A 16,368-nucleotide genomic window follows, 5' to 3' on the forward strand; every position below is an offset into this window, starting at 1 on the left:
GCTTCGTTCCCCAACAAAAAGCCCGCGCGATGCGGGCTTTTTTGTGTCCGGGATTTCCCTGAGATCAAACGTCGAAGAAGGCCGTCTCGTCCGCGCCCTGCATGCGGATGTCGAAGCGGTAGCTCACCGCACCGCCCTGTTCGACGCGTTCGGCGATCAGCGTGTGGCGGCGGTCGGCCGGCACGCTGTTGAACACAGCATCCTTCGCGTTGGCCTCGGCCTCGTCGCTGAAATACACGCGCGTGAACGCGTGCAGCAGCAGGCCGCGCATCAGCACGATCACGTTGATGTGCGGCGCCTCACCGGGCGTCTCGGCGCCGGGCTTGACGGTATGGAACACGAAGCGGTTCTGCGCATCGGTGCCGGTGCCGACGCGGCCGAAGGCGCGAAAGCCCAGCGCGCGGGCTTCTTCCGGCGTCTGCGGATAGCGGCCTTCGCCGTCGGGCTGGCTGATCTCGACCAGCGCGTCGTTGATCGGGTTGCCGTCGCCGTCGATCACCCGGCCTTCGAGGCGGATGCGCTCGCCGGCGGCGTTGTCCAGCGCCACGACGGCATCGAAGGGCTGGTCGAAGTCGTAGCCGTACTGCGTGGCGGTGAGGCCGTAGGCGAAGTAGGGGCCCACGGTCTGGGAGGGGGTCTGGCCGAAATCGGCTTCCTGTGCGGTCATCAACATGGTGGTCGTCTCCTGGCTCAGCGGTTCTCGAAGGGGGTCTCGTCGGCGCCGCGCAGCACGATGTCGAACTGGTAGCCCAGCGCGTAGCCCTCTTCGGTGATGTCGAGGCTGAAGTCGGCAATGAGCCGGTTGCGGTAGCGCTCGGGGGTGCCGGTGATCATCGGGTCGTACTGCATCAGTGGGTCGCCGGGGAAGTACATCTGCGTGACCAGGCGGCTCGCAAAGCTCTGGCCGAACAGCGACAGGTGGATGTGCTGCGGGCGCCAGGCGTTCGGGTGGTTGCCCCAGGGGTAGGCGCCGGGCTTGATGGTCAGGAAGCGGTAGCGGCCTTCGCTGTCGGTCAGGCAGCGGCCGGCGCCGAGGAAATTGGGGTCGAGCGGCGCGTCGTGCTGGTCGACCTTGTGCACGTAGCGGCCCGAGGCATTGGCCTGCCAGAGCTCGACCAGCGTGTTGGCGACCGGACGGCGGCGCTCGTCGAGCACCTGGCCGGTGAGGATCATGCGTTCGCCCAGCGGCTCGCCGTTCCTGCGGGCATTGCGCGTGAGGTCGTGGTCGAGTTCGCCGATGCTGTCGTGGCCATACACGGGCTGCTGCAGCTCGCCCAGCGAGGCCTTCAGCGGGATCAGCGGCTTCTGCGGGCCGCGCTTTGCCGTGGACTTGTAGCCCGGGTAGATGTAGGCGGGGTGGGCTTCCCAGTCGCGCGGGGTGAGCGTGGGAAGGGGGCCCTGGGTCTTGGTCAACATGTGCGTTGTCTCCTGTCGTGGGACGAATCCGGAAGCCCAGACTTTAGAAGCGGCATCCGATGATGTAAATTGAAGATTGATCCAGTTTCCATAACCAGCAGGCATTGAAAAACCCCGCCGACCTTCGCCAGGACTTCGTGCGCAACGTGCAGTTGCGCCATCTGCGCGCCTTTGTCGCCGTGGCCCAGGAGCGCCATCTCGCGCGCGCGGCCGCGCGGCTTGCGCTGAGCCAGCCGGCCGTGTCGAAGACCCTTTCGGAACTCGAAGCCATCGTGGGCACGCGCCTGGTCGAGCGCAGCCAGGCCGGCCGCCGGGGCGTGCAGGGGCTCTCGCCGGCCGGCGAGCAGTTGCTGGCGCATGCGCTGCGCGTGCTCGAGGCGCTCGATGCCAGCGCCGAGGCGGTGGCGCCGGCCTCCGGCGAGCGCATCGATCGCCTGCGCATCGGCGCGCTGCCTAGCGTGGCGCCGGCCCTGCTGCCGGCGGCGCTGGCGCGGCTTCGCGACCATCGGCCCGCCGCGCAGATCGCCGTGAAGAGCGCCGCCAACGCGGTGCTGCTCGACGAACTGCGCGCCGGCGAGCTCGACCTGGTGGTGGGCCGCATGAGCGATCCGCGCCTGATGGGCGGCCTGAGCTTCGAGCTGCTGTACACCGAGCCGCTGGTGTTTGCCGTGCGCACCGGCCATCCGCTCGCGCTCAAGCTCAAGGCAGCGCCGCTGCAGGCGGTGCTGGGTTATCCGCTGGTGGTGTACGGCGAGGGCACGATCCCGCGCCACAACACCGAGAGTTTCCTGTCGGCGCGTGGCCTCGTGCTGCCGGCCAACGCGCTGCAGACGCTCGACGTGGCGGTGGCGCGCGCGCTGGTGGCGGTGTCCGATGCGGTCTGGATCACGCCGCTCGGCGCTGCGCGCGGCGAGCTGGCGGAGGGCCGCCTCGTGCGCCTGCGCATCGACACCACGGGGACGGAGGAGCCGGTCGGCTTGCTGCTGCGCAGCGACGCCGAGCCGTCGGCCTTGCGCAGCGCCATGGCCGCGCTGCTGCGCGAAGCCGCGAAGCAGCAGGGTGCCTTGCCGCCGCAAAGTAGGCAGAAACCCTGATCAGTCTTTCGTGGCGCGGCGCTGCACGCAGGCTACGTAGCTTTCGCCATCGGGCGGGCGTCCCGCGCGCTGGCTCTCCCACATCATCTGGCCCAGGCAATCCATCGCTTCGTGATGCGCATGGAGCAGCGAGCCGCGGCGCGCTGCCAGCAGCTCGACGGCCTGGCGGATGCCGCGCGGCTGGTCGATGGAACACTGCTCGCTGATCGACAGGTGCATCGACAGATGCAGGAACGGGTTCTCGCGGCCGTTCGATCCGTCGTAGACGCGCGCCACCGCGGCGTCGGCATCGAGCAGGTCCTCGTGGTACTCGGGGTGTTCGTCGATCCAGCCGGCCGCGATGGTCTCGAGCGCTTCCATCGGAAGGCCCTGCCGGTGCTTGGCGTACACGTCGCAGAAGAAGCGGCGCACGTCTTCCTGGGAGGGATTGAACATATATGGATGGAGGAGAAGAAAAGTGAAGGAGAAGAAGCAGTGCGTGAGGCCATCGCGTTTGGCGCCTGAAGGACCCGGGAACGCGCGCGGCGTTCCGGGTACAGGACGTTACATCGTTACGTAACGAATCGCGAAATGACCTCCTTGCGAGCTCTTTTCACAAGCGGCCCTGCAAGCAGATTTCAGAAAAATATTCATACAGATCAATGACTTGAATCGTTGGCGGCGCGTCGTTGGCAAGGCTGCAAGAAAGCGGCACGCAAGTTGCCCCTGTACATGCATCTTTTGTCACAGAGGCTGCCATGACCGCTCAACAAGCATCGACCCCATCGACCGAAGGACTTGCCGCAAACAGCGCAGCTCCTGTGGTCATCGCCCAGGCCACCGTCACTCCTCTCGGCAGTCCTGCCGTGATGAGTTCGGCGGCTTCCACCGCCCCTTCCGGGCCAGCCAGCGTGGGCACATTGTCCAATGCTACGCCCGGCGTTGCCGTGATGCGCGACGGTGTCCGCATCCCGGTCGACGGCAATCAGACGCTGATCGCGGGCGACCGGGTGATCGTTCCGCAAGACGGCCACGCCAATGTCCTGTTCCCCGGCTCGGCCAGCAACAAGGCGCCGCTGGCCGGCGTCTTCACTGGCGGCACCGATGCCACCATCGGCTCGACCAAGCTGCCCGGCGGCCTCGAACAAGTGAATGTCGACGTCGCCTCGGGCGACCTGCAAGTGACCCCGCCCGACAGCGATGCCGACGCAGCCGCTCTGGCCGTGACCAAGAAGCTCGCAGCCGGTAGCGGCCTGGGCCTGGGCGAATTCGCGCTGGGCGCATTGGGTGCTGCTGCACTGGGTGCCGCGCTGGGCGGCGGCAGTGATGGTGGCAGCAGCGGTGTGCCGCTCTTTGTTCCTGGCGTGGGTGAGTCCGACGCCGATGCCGACGCGGACGCCGATGCGGACGCTGATGCCGATGGTGATGCCGACGCGGATGCCGACGCAGACGCAGACGCAGACGCAGATGCAGATGCCGACGCAGACGCAGACGCAGATGCAGATGCAGATGCAGATGCAGATGCAGATGCAGATGCAGACGCGGATGCTGATGCCGATGCCGATGCCGATGCCGATGCCGATGCCGATGCAGACGCAGACGCAGACGCGGACGCAGATGCCGATGGAGACCACCTGCTCGATCCATCCGACAAGCTCACCGGCGGCGCGGTCGGCGCCGTGGACGGCACGCTCGGCCTGGACGGCGCGCTCGACCCGGCGCCGCCGCTGGCCGACGGCCTGACCGATGTCGTCGACAACGCGCTGGCTCCGCTGCTCGGGTCCGAGTTTTCGCGCAACGACGCCAACGAATTCGACCCGGTCGACGACTTCGCCTCCAACATCACCGATCCGCTCGGCAGTTCGCTGAGCCCGCTCGTGGACAGCCTGCTTGGCGACGGTGTGGCCGCGGCTCTGTCGAACCAACTCGAAGGCCAGGTCGACTACCTGACCGACGGGCTCCACAACCTTCTTGCCGATGACGGCCTGCTCGGCGGCGTGACCGGGAATCTCGGCCTCGACGGCGTGCTGGGTGAAGACGGTGTCGTGGGCGGCTTGCTCGATGGCGTGCTGGGCGACAGCGGCCTTGTCGGCGGCCTCGTGAGCGAAGACGGCCTGGTGGGCGGCCTGTTGAGCGAGGACGGCCTCGTCGGCGGCCTGCTGGACAGCGTGGTGGGCGATGACGGCGCCCTCGGCGGCGTGCTCGGCGATGACGGCCTCCTCGGCGGTCTGCTGGGGGGCGATCTGCTGGGGGGCGACCTCCTCGGCGGCGTGCTGGGGGGTGATCTCCTCGGCGGCGTGCTCGGTGGAGATGGCGTTGTCGGCGGTCTGCTGGGTGGCGACCTTCTCGGCGGCGTGCTGGGTGAAGACGGCGTCGTCGGCGGTCTCGTGGGCGAAGGCAGCGTTTTCGACGGCCTCCTGGGTGAAGAAGGCGTGGTCGACAGCCTCCTGGGTGAAGACGGTGTTGTCGACGGTCTGCTCGGCGGTGACCTGCTGGGTGGCGACCTCCTCGGCGGCGTGCTGGGTGAGGACGGTGTTGTCGGCGGTCTGCTCGGCGGAGACCTGCTGGGTGGCGATCTCCTCGGCGGCGTGCTGGGCGAGGACGGTGTTGTCGGCGGCCTGCTCGGCGGAGACCTGCTGGGTGGCGATCTCCTCGGCGGCGTGCTGGGCGAGGACGGTGTTGTCGGCGGCCTGCTCGGCGGTGACCTGTTGGGTGGCGACCTCCTCGGCGGCGTGCTGGGTGAGGACGGTGTTGTCGGCGGCCTGCTCGGCGGTGACCTGCTGGGTGGCGATCTCCTCGGCGGTGTGCTGGGCGAAGACGGCGTTGTCGGCGGTCTGCTCGGCGGTGACCTGCTGGGTGGCGATCTCCTCGGCAGCGTGCTGGGTGAGGACGGCGTTGTCGGCGGTCTGCTCGGCGGTGATCTGCTGGGTGGCGATCTCCTCGGCGGTGTGCTGGGCGAAGACGGCGTTGTCGGCGGCCTGCTCGGCGGCGACCTGCTGGGTGGCGACGTCCTCGGCGGCGTGCTGGGCGAGGACGGCGTTGTCGGCGGCCTGCTCGGCGGCGACCCGCTCGGCGGCGACGGCCTCGTGGGCAGCCTGCTCGGTCAGGACGGCCTCGTGGGCGACCTGCTGGGCGGCACCCTCGGCGGCGACACCCCGGTCGCCAACATCCTGGAGCCGGTGACGAACGCTGCAAGCGGCCTGACGGACGCCGTCGAGCCGATCGTCTCGGCGGTGGAAGGCGCTGCTTCCGGTGCGACGGAGCCGGTGACCGACATCCTGGCCGGCACAGGGGGCGCGGCAGCGCCGGTGGTCGATACGGTGAACAGCGTCGGCGACGGCATCGCCCCGCTGGTGACCGAGGTCGTGACGCCGATCACGAGCCTGGTCGAACAGACCGCAGGAGGCAGCACCGTGTCTCCCGTGACGAACATCCTGCACGGCCTGCTGGGTTGACGAGAACGAGCGAAGGAGAAGGGGAACCACAGCACCAGGGACAGGCCGCCACCGGCCTGTCCCTCGAAAGGATTGGATATGAAGAAGAGTCTCCGGATACTGGCCATCGTCGCTGTCGGGGCAAGCCTCGTCGCCTGCGGTGCGCCACCCAAGAGCGGCCGCGACGACGCGACCTACTACTACTCGAACAAGGTCGCCGCGCCCCCGGTGGCGAAGGTGGAACCGCCGAAGCCGGAGCCGGTGCAGAACGGCCCGGCCGGCGTGTCGAGGATCGTGTATTTCGACTTCGACAAATACAACATCAGGCCCCAGGACCGCAACATCGTGGAAGCGCATGCAAGCTTCCTGAAGAACCGTCCGGCGAGCAAGGTGGTCATCGAAGGCCACACCGACTCGCGCGGCGGCCGCGAATACAACCTCGCGCTGGGGCAGCGCCGTTCGGAATCGGTGCAGCGGGCGCTCACGCAGCTCGGCGTGCCGGCCGAACGCATCGAGGCCGTCAGCTGGGGCACCGAAAAACCTGCGTCTCTCGAAACCACCGAGGAGGGCTATCAGCTCAATCGCCGGGACGAGTTCGGCTACCGCTGAAACAAGGGATAGCGATGACTTCGAGGGCAGTGTCCGGCCAGCGACCACGTCGAAGCGAGAGCCGATGACGGGCGCGGCCGGTTTCCCGCACTCGATCGGGGCCGAATGATGTCCTTCTCAGACCAGCTCCACGCCTGCCACGAACGCCTGGTGCCCGTGTGCGCGGCACTGCCAGCCCCTTACCCCGCCTTCACGCTTTTCTTCTCGGTCAGCGACGGTTCGCAGCGTGCGCATGTCGTGCATGCGCGGGCCGCCGAATTCGAGACCGCCTGGCGCGAAGGCGCCGGCATCGTCGAGCGCTGGGTGAGCGAACACGGCATGGTGTCGCCGTGGCTGCGCATCGACTGGATCGAGGGCGCGAGCCCGATGGACTGGGGGCAGTTCAAGACCCAGCTCACCGCCGTCAAGCGCAACTACTTCCGTCTCGGCCTGGCCTTCGACCAGGACTTCGAGATCGCCTTCACCGAGCAGGAGCTCAACGCCAACGCGATGCTGTGCGGCGACTCGACCGTTGCGCACGCGGTGGTGAACCCGCGCAACTTCGAGGCCTACGGCCAGGCACGCTTCCAGCGCACGCCGGCGCTCGACGTGCCGACGGACCGGCCGGTCTACCTGCTCGCGACGGTGGGTGTGTTCTGCCAGCCCGACGGCGTGGTGCACAAGCTCGTCGGTACGGGGCTCGACGCGGGACGCCGCCACCTGCCGGCACTGAACCCGCAGGCAGTGCTGGAGCTTGCGCGCAGCGGCTCCGCCTACCTTGCGCGCCAGGTGCAGAACGACGGGCTGTTCGTCTACGGCTACTTCCCGTGCTTCGACCGCCGCATTCCAACCTACGACGCGATGCGCCACGCGAGCGCGCTCTACGCCATGCTCGAGGCGTGGGAGCTCACGCGCGACGAAACGCTGCGCTCGGCCATCGACCGCTCGCTCGACCATCTCGTCAACCGGCTGATCCGCGACTACCGGCTCGCGGACGGCAGCGAGGTGGCGTTCCTCGTCGACACCGGCGGAGAAATCAAGCTGGGCGGCAATGCAGCCTGCGTGCTCGCGCTGGTGAAGTACTGCGAGCTCGTGGACACGCGCCGCTGGCTGCCGCTGCTGGAAAAGCTGGCGCTCGGCATCGTGTCGTTGCAGGACCCGGCCACCGGCCGCTTCAATCATGTGCTGCATGCCACCGACCTGGCGCTGAAGCAGGCCTCGCGCGTCATCTACTACGACGGCGAAGCGGCCTTCGGTCTCATGCGCCTCTACGGCCTCACGCGCGACGCGCGCTGGCTGGCCGCGGTCGAGAAGGCCTTCGATCATTTCATCGCGAGCCAGCACTGGCAGGCGCACGACCACTGGTTGAGCTGCTGCGTCAACGAGCTCACGCACTGGAGCCCGCAGGAGAAGTACTTCCGCTTTGGCCTGCAGAACGTCGCGGGCTACCTCGACTTCGTGCTCGACCGGAAGACCACCTTCCCGACCCTGCTCGGACTCATGCTGGCGGCGCAGCAGATGCTCCAGCGTCTCGAGAGCATGCCCGCGATGCGGCACTTGCTCGACGAGCTGGACACCGAGAAGTTCTACCGCGCGCTCGACTACCGCGCCCACTACCTGCTCAACGGCTTCTTCTGGCCCGAGATGGCGATGTACTTCCGGCGGCCATCCACGATCGTCGGCTCCTTTTTCATCCGCCACCACGCGTTCCGGGTTCGCATCGACGACGTCGAGCAGTATGTGTCGGGCTTCGCGGCCTACCACCGCTACCTGCTGGAGCGCCGCGTACCCCTCGGCGTGAACAGCGCCAGCAGCCCGAGGGACGAAGGCGCCGCCTGGACGGCAAGCGAAATGGCGCGCGTGACCGGCGGCGAATGGGTGGTGTCCCCGGAGGATGGGTGGCGCGCCAGCGGCGTGACGCAGCGCTCTTTCATGCGCAAGGGCCGCGTCGTGTTCGAGCACCAGGCGCGGCTGTCGAAGGCGCCGCTCGCGGCCGTCACGCTCAAGGGCGTGCTGCAGCCGGCCGCGGCCGTGCTGTGCACCGACCCCGCACCGCACCTCGACAAGCGCGTGCCCGTGCTCAAGGTGCCGAACGTGCTGCAGGCCGTCCTGCAGCTGGGCGAGCATGCGCGCACCGAGTTCACCGGGCGCGTCTGCGGCGTGCTGGGCAACGGCACCGGCAGCAGCACCGTGGCCGCCATGATGGCCGGTGCGCTGACGGTCTGGGGCGAGGTCGGCCGGCCCGAAGGCAACATCAGCCTGCCCTCCGGCATCGCCTGGAACCTCACCTGCATGCCGCGGCATGCGGCCTACTGGGTGCTGGAGATGGGCACCTCGCACATGCCGGCCTCGTCGCAGCTGGTGCGGCCGTCGCTGGTCGTGGTGACGGGGCTCTCGGCCGCTTCGCAGAAGCACCGCGGCCCGTCGGAAGCCGCCGCGCGGATGGACAGCCGGATCTTCCAGGGCATGGCGGCCGGGGACAGCGTGGTGCTGAACCGCGACATGCCCGAGTTCGCGATCTTTGCCGAAGCCGCGATGGCGCATCAGCTGCAGATCGTGACCTGCGGCGAGCACAAGGACGCCGACATCCGCCTGCTCGCTTTCGACCACGGCGAGGTGCAGGCGCTGGTGTCGGGCGAACCCTTCCAGCTCCGGCTCAATGCGCCGGGACGCCACATGGGCGCGAGCGCCGTCGCTGCGCTTRCCGCCTTGCAGGCGCTGCGCCTGCCGCTGGCCGCGGCCGTCGAACCCTTCGCACACTTCGAGCCGCCGGGCGGACGCGGTGCGCTGCACACCATTCACATCGGCGGCGGAAGCTTCAAGCTGATCGATGAAACCTACGACGCCAACCCGAGTTCGATGCGGGCGGCGCTGGAATTGCTGTCACAAGCCCCCTGCGAGCCTGCACGCCGCGTGGCCATCCTCGGCGACATGCAGGAGCTCGGCCCCGCGGCGCAACGCCATCACCTCGACCTCGAGGCCGAACTGCTGGCCTCGCAGCCCGATCGCGTGCTGCTGTGCGGTCCCTTGATGCGGGCGCTGCATGCGCGCATCCGCACCAAGGTCCGCTCGCACTGGTTCGTCGACGTGTCGGATCTCTCCACCGCGCTCGGCGGACTGCTGCAGCCGGGCGACTGGGTGCTGGCGAAGAGTTCTGCGGGTGTCGGTCTCTCCCGGCTCGCCCGGGTTCTGAAAGCATTGCCATGACGAGATGGAACGCGCGCATTCACATGCCTTGCGAACGCGCATCGGAATCGCCGCGCCGCTGGTGGCTCGGCTGGCTGCAACTGTTGTGCGCATGGGTCGTCTGCATGCTGCTGTGCGCCAACCTGGCGCTCGTGCTGGCCAAGGGTTTGCCCGAGGCAAGAAGCGAATCGACGGGGTACCGGCAGGCCGGCTGCGCGGCCGCCGAAACTGCGTCGCAACGCGATGCGAAACATGAGCGGCAGGCCGATCCGACGAAGGGGCACACCCCCCGATGCTGAGGCGCACGGAGCGTGATTTTTTGCCTTGTAACAGTCGAGTAACAGTTGATAATGACTCAGGCGTCATTGCACGACGGATCGGCTCTTTCTCATGATCAAGTTCCTCCTGCCCAGCCAGTTGGTTGCCGAAACGCCGGACGAGCCGGGCGCCAGTCCCTACGCGGGTGCGCTCAATACGGCGTTCCGCGCGGCCTACCCGCTCGTCAAGAGCGCGGCATGGCGCTCGCTGCCCATCAGCCTGTTCGGGTTGCTGCCTTCGATCTTTCTGCTCCAGGTCTATGACCGCGTGCTGTCGCGCAGCGGGATCTCGACGCTCGCCGCGCTGGTGAGCGGCATCCTGTTCTTCCTTTGCATCGAGTTCTGGCTGCGCACGCGGCGCTCGCGCATGCTGCGCAATGCGGGCGCGATCATCGACCACGGCGTGTCGGGCGCCTTGCTGCAGTCGATGCTGGCCCGCCCGCTGCGCGCGCTCGAGGCGCGGCCGGCCTCGGTCTGGCAGCAATACTTTCGCGACGTGGGCTCGGTGCGCGGCACYGTCACGGGCGGGCTGGCGCAGTCGATCTTCGACCTGCCGATGGCGATCTTCGCGCTCGCCGTGATCGGCATCGTTGCCTTGCCGGTGCTGCCGGTGGTGGCCGCGTTCCTGGGCATCATGTCCTTCCTGGCCTGGTGGTGGGCCGACGAAGTGCGCGCCGGACGCGTCGAGGAAGTGCAGCGCGGCCGCGGCCTCGACCGCATGACCTCCGAGATCTGCAATGCGCGCGAAACGCTCAAGACGCAGGCCAACGACGGCCCGATCAGCGACATGTGGCGCCAGACCTACAACGCCTGGCTGACCGAGAGCTTCAGCAAGAACGGCCAGATCGAAAGCGCGCGCGACGGCACCACGGTGCTGCTCACCGTGTTCTCGGTCATCGTCGTGACCGTGGGCGCGGTCTCGGTGATGGAGCAGTGGATGACGGTGGGCGGCCTGGTCGCCTCCAACATGCTGGCGCTCAAGGCGCTGCAGCCGGTGGCGGGGCTGGTGTCGAACTGGCGCGCGCTCGCCACCGCAAAGGAGGCGGCGAAGCGGCTCGAAACCGTGCTGCGCGAGCCGGTCGAGAAGCCGCCCACGGGCATGACGCTGCCGCAGCCGCTGGGCCGCATCACGCTGAAGGACGTCAGCTTCAGCTTCTCCGAAGCCTCGCAGCAGCCGGTGCTGGAGAACGTCGACCTCGACATCGGCCCGGGCGGGCTCCACGTGATCGTCGGGCGCAACGGCGCGGGCAAGTCGACGCTGCTGAAGCTCGTCTGCGGCCTGTATGCGCCCACGCGCGGCATCATCAGCATCGGCGAGTACGACCTCTCGCAGTTCGGCCGCGAAGAACTCTCGCGCTGGATCAGCTACCTCTCGCAGGAGGTCTACTGGTTCGGCGGCACGCTGATCGACACCATGCGCCGCGCCGCGCCGGGCCAGAGCGACGAGCAGATCGTCGCAGCCTGCAAGCTCTCGGGTGCGCACGACTTCATCTCGCGGACGCCCGACGGCTACCGCACCATGGTCGGCGAAGGCGGCACCGGCGTGTCGGTGGGCGAGCGGCGCAAGCTGGCACTGGCCATGAGCTTCCTGCGCAAGCCCTCGGTGCTGGTGCTCGACGAGCCGAGCAACGACCTCGATTTCCAGAGCGAGCGCAACCTGCTCGCCACGCTGCTCGCGGTGGCCAAGGTGCGCACCGTGGTGGTGGTCACGCATTCGCTGCGCATCGTGTCGGCGGCCACCGTGGTCTACCACGTGACCGGGCAGGGCGATGTCGAACTGGGCACCGCCGCGGTCATGGTGCCGAAGCTCTTCGGCGTCAAGAAGCCGCTGGTGGCGCTGGGCGATTCGGAAGACAACGCGGGGGCTGCGGCCTCCCGCTCCATGGCGTGATGCTGCTTGATTCATGACGAGTGATTGGGGACCGTGACCTTGAAATCAGACTTGCCGCAGATACTCCAGGATGAAGACCAGAAGCGCGCGGCGCGGATGTCGCCACAGGGGCGGCGGCGCCAGTGGATCATCGGCGGCGCCATCGGCGTGCTGGCCCTGGTCGGGCTGGGCTTTCCGATGGAGACCGTGGTGGTCGCACCGGGCCGCGTGATTCCTTCGGACCGCGTCAAGTCGATCCAGCATCTGGAAGGCGGCATCGTCAGTTCCGTGCTGGTGAAGGAAGGCGAGAAGGTCAGGCAGGGCCAGTCGCTGGTCGAGATCGACCTGGGCGGCAGCGGCCTCAACCTCGAAGAACTCACCGCCCGCTACGCGGCCACCCAGGCGACCCGCGTGCGGCTCATCGCCGAGAGCCGCGGCCAGCCGCTCACGCGCGGGTCCTTCGCCACCGACATCGACGAGAGCGTGTTCGAAGGCGAGTCCGGCGCCTACCAGGCGCGCGCCCTCGAGCAGCGCGGCGTCATGGCCGGCGCCGTGTCGGGCCTGGAGCAGGCGCGCAGCAAGCAGCTCGAACAGCAGGCCAAGGTGAAGGGCCTCGGCGACCGGCTGGCGCTGATGCAGAAGGAGCTCGAGATCTCCGAGCAACTGCTCAGCGAGAAACTGGTCGGGCAGGTCGAGGTGCTCGAGAAGCGCCGGCAGGCCGAGGGCGTGCGCAGCGAACTCGCGGTGGCGCGCCAGGGCGTGATCTCCGCGAACGCCGCCATCACCGAAGCCCAGGCCAAGATGGCCGAGGCCGAAGGCCGCTACCGCCGCCGCGCATCGGACGAACTGGCCACGGTCGAACGCCAGTTCGCCAGCCTGAGCGAAGACCTGGCGCGTGCCCGCACCCAGCGCTCGCGCACCGTGGTGAAGGCGCCCTCGGACGGCATCGTCAAGGGGCTGCGCAACTCCAGCCCCGGCTGGGTCGTGAAGCCCGGCGAAGCCATCCTGGAGGTCGTGCCCGACAAGGACGAGACCATGGTCGAGGCCCGGCTCAATCCGAACGACCGCGGCTTTGTCGAGATCGGGCAGTCGGCGCGCGTGAAGATCACCGCCTACGACTACCTGCGCTACGGCGCCGTCGAAGGCAAGGTGATGCTGGTGGCGGCCGATGCCGACCGAGACGCGGCCATTGCCAGCGGCGCGCCTTACTACCGCCTGCTGATCAGCATGTCGCAATCGCATGTGGGGCGCGAGGAGAACCGCATCACCGCCGGCATGGAGTCCGAAGTCGATCTGCGCGTGGGCACCGATCCGTTCATCTGGTACATCCTTCGTCCTGTGCTCAAGCTGCGGCGCGAAGCCTTCCGCGAGCCATGAAGGGAGAAACCTTGGCAGCCCGGCGCCGCATGGGCCCCGGTGTACTTTGCGCGGCGCTTTGCGCCAGCTTCGTGCTTCCTTCTACCGCCCTGGCGCAGGAAGAGCGGGCGCCGTCGCTCTCACTCGCACGCCGCCTTTCGACCCCGTCGATCGGCGCAGCGAGCTACGCCCAGCGCGTGAAGCAGGCGCTGATCGCGCTCTCCACCGAATACCCCGAGGTGCAGTCGGCCCAGGCCGCGGCCAACACCAGCGGCTTTGCCGTGGACCAGGCCAGGAAGGCCCGCTACCCGCGCTTCAAGGTCGGCACCTCGTCCGGCAACTACAACAGCGGCGCGGACAACGCCAAGACCCAGGGCTACACCGTGCTCACGGCCGAGGCGCGCGTGAGCCTGGTCGACGGCGGTGCCATGAATGCCGCGGTGCGGGCCGCCGAAGCGGGCAACCAGGCGGACGACGAGGCCGTGGCCACCACTTCGCAGAAGGTGGTGCTGGATGCGCTCACCGCCTACCTCCAGGTGCAGCGCTTCGACCTGAAGAAGCAGATCGCGCACAAGGCCACCGACGTGATGGCGGAGCTGTCCAGGGCGGAAGCCCGCCGCGTCGCGCTCGGCGTGTCGGGCGACAACGACCTCAACATGGCCGCCTCGCGGCGCGCACTCGTGGCGGCACGCGAATCCGACTTCGAGGCCCAGCGCGACGAAGCGCTCGCCAAGTTCCGCAACTACTTCAAGTTCACGCCCAACACCGAGTCGCTGCCCGTGCTCGCGGCGGCGCCGCAGTGGCGCATCAGTTCGCAGGAAGAGGCGCTGCGCCGCGCCGAGGCCCGCAGCACCGAGATCGCCGAAGCCCAGGGCCGCATCGACCGCGCCAGGGCCCTGGTCGACCAGCAGGATGCCAGCCTCTATCCGACGCTCGATGCCGTGGTCGTGAAAAGCAAGGACCCGCGCGGCGTCTCGCCGCAGGACCCGACGCGCGCCGCCTTCGAACTCAGCTGGAACTTCGGCAACGGCTTCGACCGGCAACTGCGATTGAAGTCCGCGCTGGCCGAGGTTGCCAACCAGGAAGCCAAGCTCGAGGGCGTGAAGAACAACCTGTTCGAACTCACCTCGGCGTCGTGGGCCCGCACGGTCTCGGGACGCGAGCGCGAGAAGCAGCTCATGGAGGCCGTCAGCACATCGGGCCAGGCCTTCCGCGGCCGCCGCCGGCTGATGGAGTTCGGCCGCGAGACCCTGCCCAACGTGCTCAATGCGCAGCTCGACTACTACACGCTGCTGTTCGACTATGTCGACGGTGTCTTCGACCTGCGCATCGCCGAGCTGCGCCTTGCACGCACCACCGGCGAACTGCGCATCGAGCCCGAAGCCGGCACCAGCTGGCTCGATCGCGTCTTCGGCCCGCCGAACCGCTCCATGCTCACCGAAGACGGCCTGCTCTCGGCGCTGTGCATTTCGAGCAACGCAGCCTGCCCGAACGAGCCCGTCGCCGAGCGCTCCCCGGCCGCCTCGACCGCCAACCCTCCGCTGCGCCGCACGCCCCGTCTGGCACCGCGTTAGGCAGGGGACGGCAAGCGCAGCGAAGCCCCTTCGTGAAACACCGAGGAACCGGCTCCGCCGGGCCTCAGGTGTTGCCCCCGGTAGGGGGAAGGAGAAGCGACACGAAGTGCGCGAAGCCTGGGGGCGAGCCTAGTCCTCTGGGATACCGGGTTCGCCGTCGAGGATCTGGTACTTGCGCATCTTTTCCCACAGCACCTTGCGGCTGATGCCCAGGTGCTGCGCGGTGTCCTGCCGCTTCCAGTCGTTGATCTCGAGCGCCGCGATGATGCGGTTGCGCTCGCCGCTGTTCCAGCCCTTGCGCTCGCCGTTGCCGTCGAGCGCGACACCGCCGCCGCCATTGCCATGCCGGTCGACCGAGATCGCCGGCGCCGGCGTGCCGCGTGTCAGCGCGATCGCGCGCTGGATCAGGTTCTGGTCCCAGCTGTGCAGTTGCCGCGCGATCACGCCCACGCGCTCCGCCAGGTTGCGCAGCTGCCGCACATTGCCGGGGAAATAGGTTTCGGCCACTGCATCGCTCAGCCAATGCGGCGTTTCGCCCAGCGTCTCGAGCTCGTCGCCGAGCACGTTGCTCAACAGCGCCTTGAAGATCGCGATCTTGTCGACCTCGCCGCGTTCTTCGAGGCTCGGCACATGCAGCTCGATCACGGCGAGCCGATAGAACAGGTCGGCGCGGAAGTCGCCGCTTGCCACCATCTCGCGCAGGTTGCGGTTGGTGGCCGCAACGAGCCGGAAGTCGACCCGGATCGGCGACGTCGCCCCCAGCCGCGTGACCGCGTTGTCTTCCAGCACGCGCAGCAGCTTGACCTGCTGATAGCGCGGCAGGTCGCCGATTTCGTCGAGGAACAGCGTGCCGCCGGTGGCCTGCTCGAAATAGCCCCGGTGCGCATGCACGGCGCCCGTGAACGAGCCCTTGGTGTGACCGAAGAACAGCGATTCGAACAGCCCGTCGGGAATCGCGCCGCAGTTCACCGCCACGAAGGCGCCCTTGCTGTAGTTCTGGTGCCCCAGGTGCAACTGCTGCGCGATGCGCTCCTTGCCCACGCCGGTCTCGCCGCGCACCAGCACGGGGTGGTTGCAGTCGGCAAAAGCGCCCACTTCGGCGAGCAGCGCCTGCATCGCTTCGGAGTGCGCCACCAGCACATCGGGCGCCTGCGGCGCCACGTCGCGCGCGCGCAGCTGCCGCACCAGCTTCGCGACCATCGTGCGCAGCTCGGCGCAGGTGAAGTCGTAGGGCAGCACGTGCAGGTATTCGGGCGGATAGGTGCGCGAATCGCGCTCGCGCGAACCCGCGGCCACCCAGATCACCGGCATGCCCTGCAGCAGCTCGGTGGCATGCGCGAGACCGCCGTTGTCGATGACGGTGACGCTGATGATCGCGACCGACGGGCGCAGCGCGACGCCCCGGTCCTGTTGTGGAGGAGGCAGGCCGTCGGCCCGGATCACCTCCACGTCGAAACTCGCCATGCACCGCGCGATGCGGTCGAGGATGTCGGCTTTGCCTTCCCAGACAAAGAGGTCGAGTTCGTCGAAGTTGGAGGAAGCAGGATTCATCGG

Annotated in this window: 12 protein-coding genes; 8 read left to right on the top strand and 4 right to left on the bottom strand. The window is 68.3% G+C overall.

The genetic code is table 11. The features are described from left to right. Nucleotides 1-64 precede the first annotated feature (64 nt). Both pcaG and pcaH read right to left on the bottom strand, forming a co-directional pair. Complete coding sequence (gene pcaG / locus AC1DXX_RS06655) at nucleotides 65-673, bottom strand: protocatechuate 3,4-dioxygenase subunit alpha (protein WP_478133383.1); 609 nt, start codon at nucleotides 671-673, stop codon at nucleotides 65-67. Nucleotides 674-690: 17 nt separating this feature from the next. Continuing rightward, nucleotides 691-1,416, bottom strand: a complete 726-nt coding sequence (gene pcaH / locus AC1DXX_RS06660; protein WP_478133384.1) for a protocatechuate 3,4-dioxygenase subunit beta — start codon at nucleotides 1,414-1,416, stop codon at nucleotides 691-693. A gap of 104 nt (nucleotides 1,417-1,520) precedes the next feature. Between pcaH and AC1DXX_RS06665 the strand changes: the two genes are divergently transcribed. Beyond that, a complete protein-coding gene (locus tag AC1DXX_RS06665) occupies nucleotides 1,521-2,510 on the top strand; it encodes a LysR substrate-binding domain-containing protein (protein ID WP_478133385.1) in 990 nt (329 codons plus the stop codon). On the opposite strand, the gene AC1DXX_RS06670 is transcribed toward AC1DXX_RS06665, so the two are convergent. After that, the gene (locus AC1DXX_RS06670) at nucleotides 2,511-2,945 is read right to left on the bottom strand and encodes a DUF1841 family protein (protein WP_478133386.1); all 435 of its coding nucleotides are present in this window, start codon (nucleotides 2,943-2,945) and stop codon (nucleotides 2,511-2,513) included. A gap of 302 nt (nucleotides 2,946-3,247) precedes the next feature. On the opposite strand from AC1DXX_RS06670, the gene AC1DXX_RS06675 reads away from it, so the two are divergent. From AC1DXX_RS06675 to AC1DXX_RS06705, 7 genes are all read left to right on the top strand, one after another. Further along, nucleotides 3,248-5,944, top strand: a complete 2,697-nt coding sequence (locus tag AC1DXX_RS06675) for a hypothetical protein (RefSeq protein ID WP_478133387.1) — start codon at nucleotides 3,248-3,250, stop codon at nucleotides 5,942-5,944. 78 nt (nucleotides 5,945-6,022) lie between these two features. Beyond that, nucleotides 6,023-6,532: a peptidoglycan-associated lipoprotein Pal gene (gene pal / locus AC1DXX_RS06680; RefSeq protein WP_478133388.1), complete on the top strand. Its 510-nt coding sequence runs from the start codon at nucleotides 6,023-6,025 to the stop codon at nucleotides 6,530-6,532. 105 nt (nucleotides 6,533-6,637) lie between these two features. Beyond that, nucleotides 6,638-9,718 (top strand): glutamate ligase domain-containing protein, encoded by a 3,081-nt coding sequence (locus AC1DXX_RS06685; RefSeq protein WP_478133389.1) that lies wholly within the window; start codon nucleotides 6,638-6,640, stop codon nucleotides 9,716-9,718. Beyond that, complete coding sequence (locus tag AC1DXX_RS06690; protein ID WP_478133390.1) at nucleotides 9,715-9,996, top strand: hypothetical protein; 282 nt, start codon at nucleotides 9,715-9,717, stop codon at nucleotides 9,994-9,996. The genes AC1DXX_RS06685 and AC1DXX_RS06690 overlap by 4 nt, the downstream gene beginning before the upstream one ends. Before the next feature lie 91 nt (nucleotides 9,997-10,087). Next, the gene (locus AC1DXX_RS06695) at nucleotides 10,088-11,905 is read left to right on the top strand and encodes a peptidase domain-containing ABC transporter (protein ID WP_478133391.1); all 1,818 of its coding nucleotides are present in this window, start codon (nucleotides 10,088-10,090) and stop codon (nucleotides 11,903-11,905) included. Nucleotides 11,906-11,938: 33 nt separating this feature from the next. Beyond that, the gene (locus AC1DXX_RS06700) at nucleotides 11,939-13,261 is read left to right on the top strand and encodes an HlyD family type I secretion periplasmic adaptor subunit (protein WP_478133392.1); all 1,323 of its coding nucleotides are present in this window, start codon (nucleotides 11,939-11,941) and stop codon (nucleotides 13,259-13,261) included. A 71-nt stretch (nucleotides 13,262-13,332) separates the two neighbouring features. Beyond that, nucleotides 13,333-14,814: a TolC family protein gene (locus AC1DXX_RS06705; protein ID WP_478133393.1), complete on the top strand. Its 1,482-nt coding sequence runs from the start codon at nucleotides 13,333-13,335 to the stop codon at nucleotides 14,812-14,814. A gap of 129 nt (nucleotides 14,815-14,943) precedes the next feature. On the opposite strand, the gene AC1DXX_RS06710 is transcribed toward AC1DXX_RS06705, so the two are convergent. Then, on the bottom strand, nucleotides 14,944-16,365 hold the full coding sequence (locus AC1DXX_RS06710; RefSeq protein ID WP_478133394.1) for a sigma 54-interacting transcriptional regulator: 1,422 nt from the start codon (nucleotides 16,363-16,365) through the stop codon (nucleotides 14,944-14,946). Nucleotides 16,366-16,368 lie beyond the last annotated feature (3 nt).

Source organism: Variovorax sp. P4_B10 (assembly GCF_056402375.1).

Excerpts from the sequence above, each read along its gene's own strand:
- AC1DXX_RS06690 (WP_478133390.1), top strand. The coding sequence starts at position 9,715 with ATGACGAGATGGAACGCGCGCATTCACATGCCTTGCGAACGCGCATCG.
- AC1DXX_RS06710 (WP_478133394.1), bottom strand. The coding sequence starts at position 16,365 with ATGAATCCTGCTTCCTCCAACTTCGACGAACTCGACCTCTTTGTCTGG.
- AC1DXX_RS06670 (WP_478133386.1), bottom strand. The coding sequence starts at position 2,945 with ATGTTCAATCCCTCCCAGGAAGACGTGCGCCGCTTCTTCTGCGACGTG.
- AC1DXX_RS06675 (WP_478133387.1), top strand. The coding sequence starts at position 3,248 with ATGACCGCTCAACAAGCATCGACCCCATCGACCGAAGGACTTGCCGCA.
- pcaH (WP_478133384.1), bottom strand. The coding sequence starts at position 1,416 with ATGTTGACCAAGACCCAGGGCCCCCTTCCCACGCTCACCCCGCGCGAC.
- pcaG (WP_478133383.1), bottom strand. The coding sequence starts at position 673 with ATGTTGATGACCGCACAGGAAGCCGATTTCGGCCAGACCCCCTCCCAG.
- pal (WP_478133388.1), top strand. The coding sequence starts at position 6,023 with ATGAAGAAGAGTCTCCGGATACTGGCCATCGTCGCTGTCGGGGCAAGC.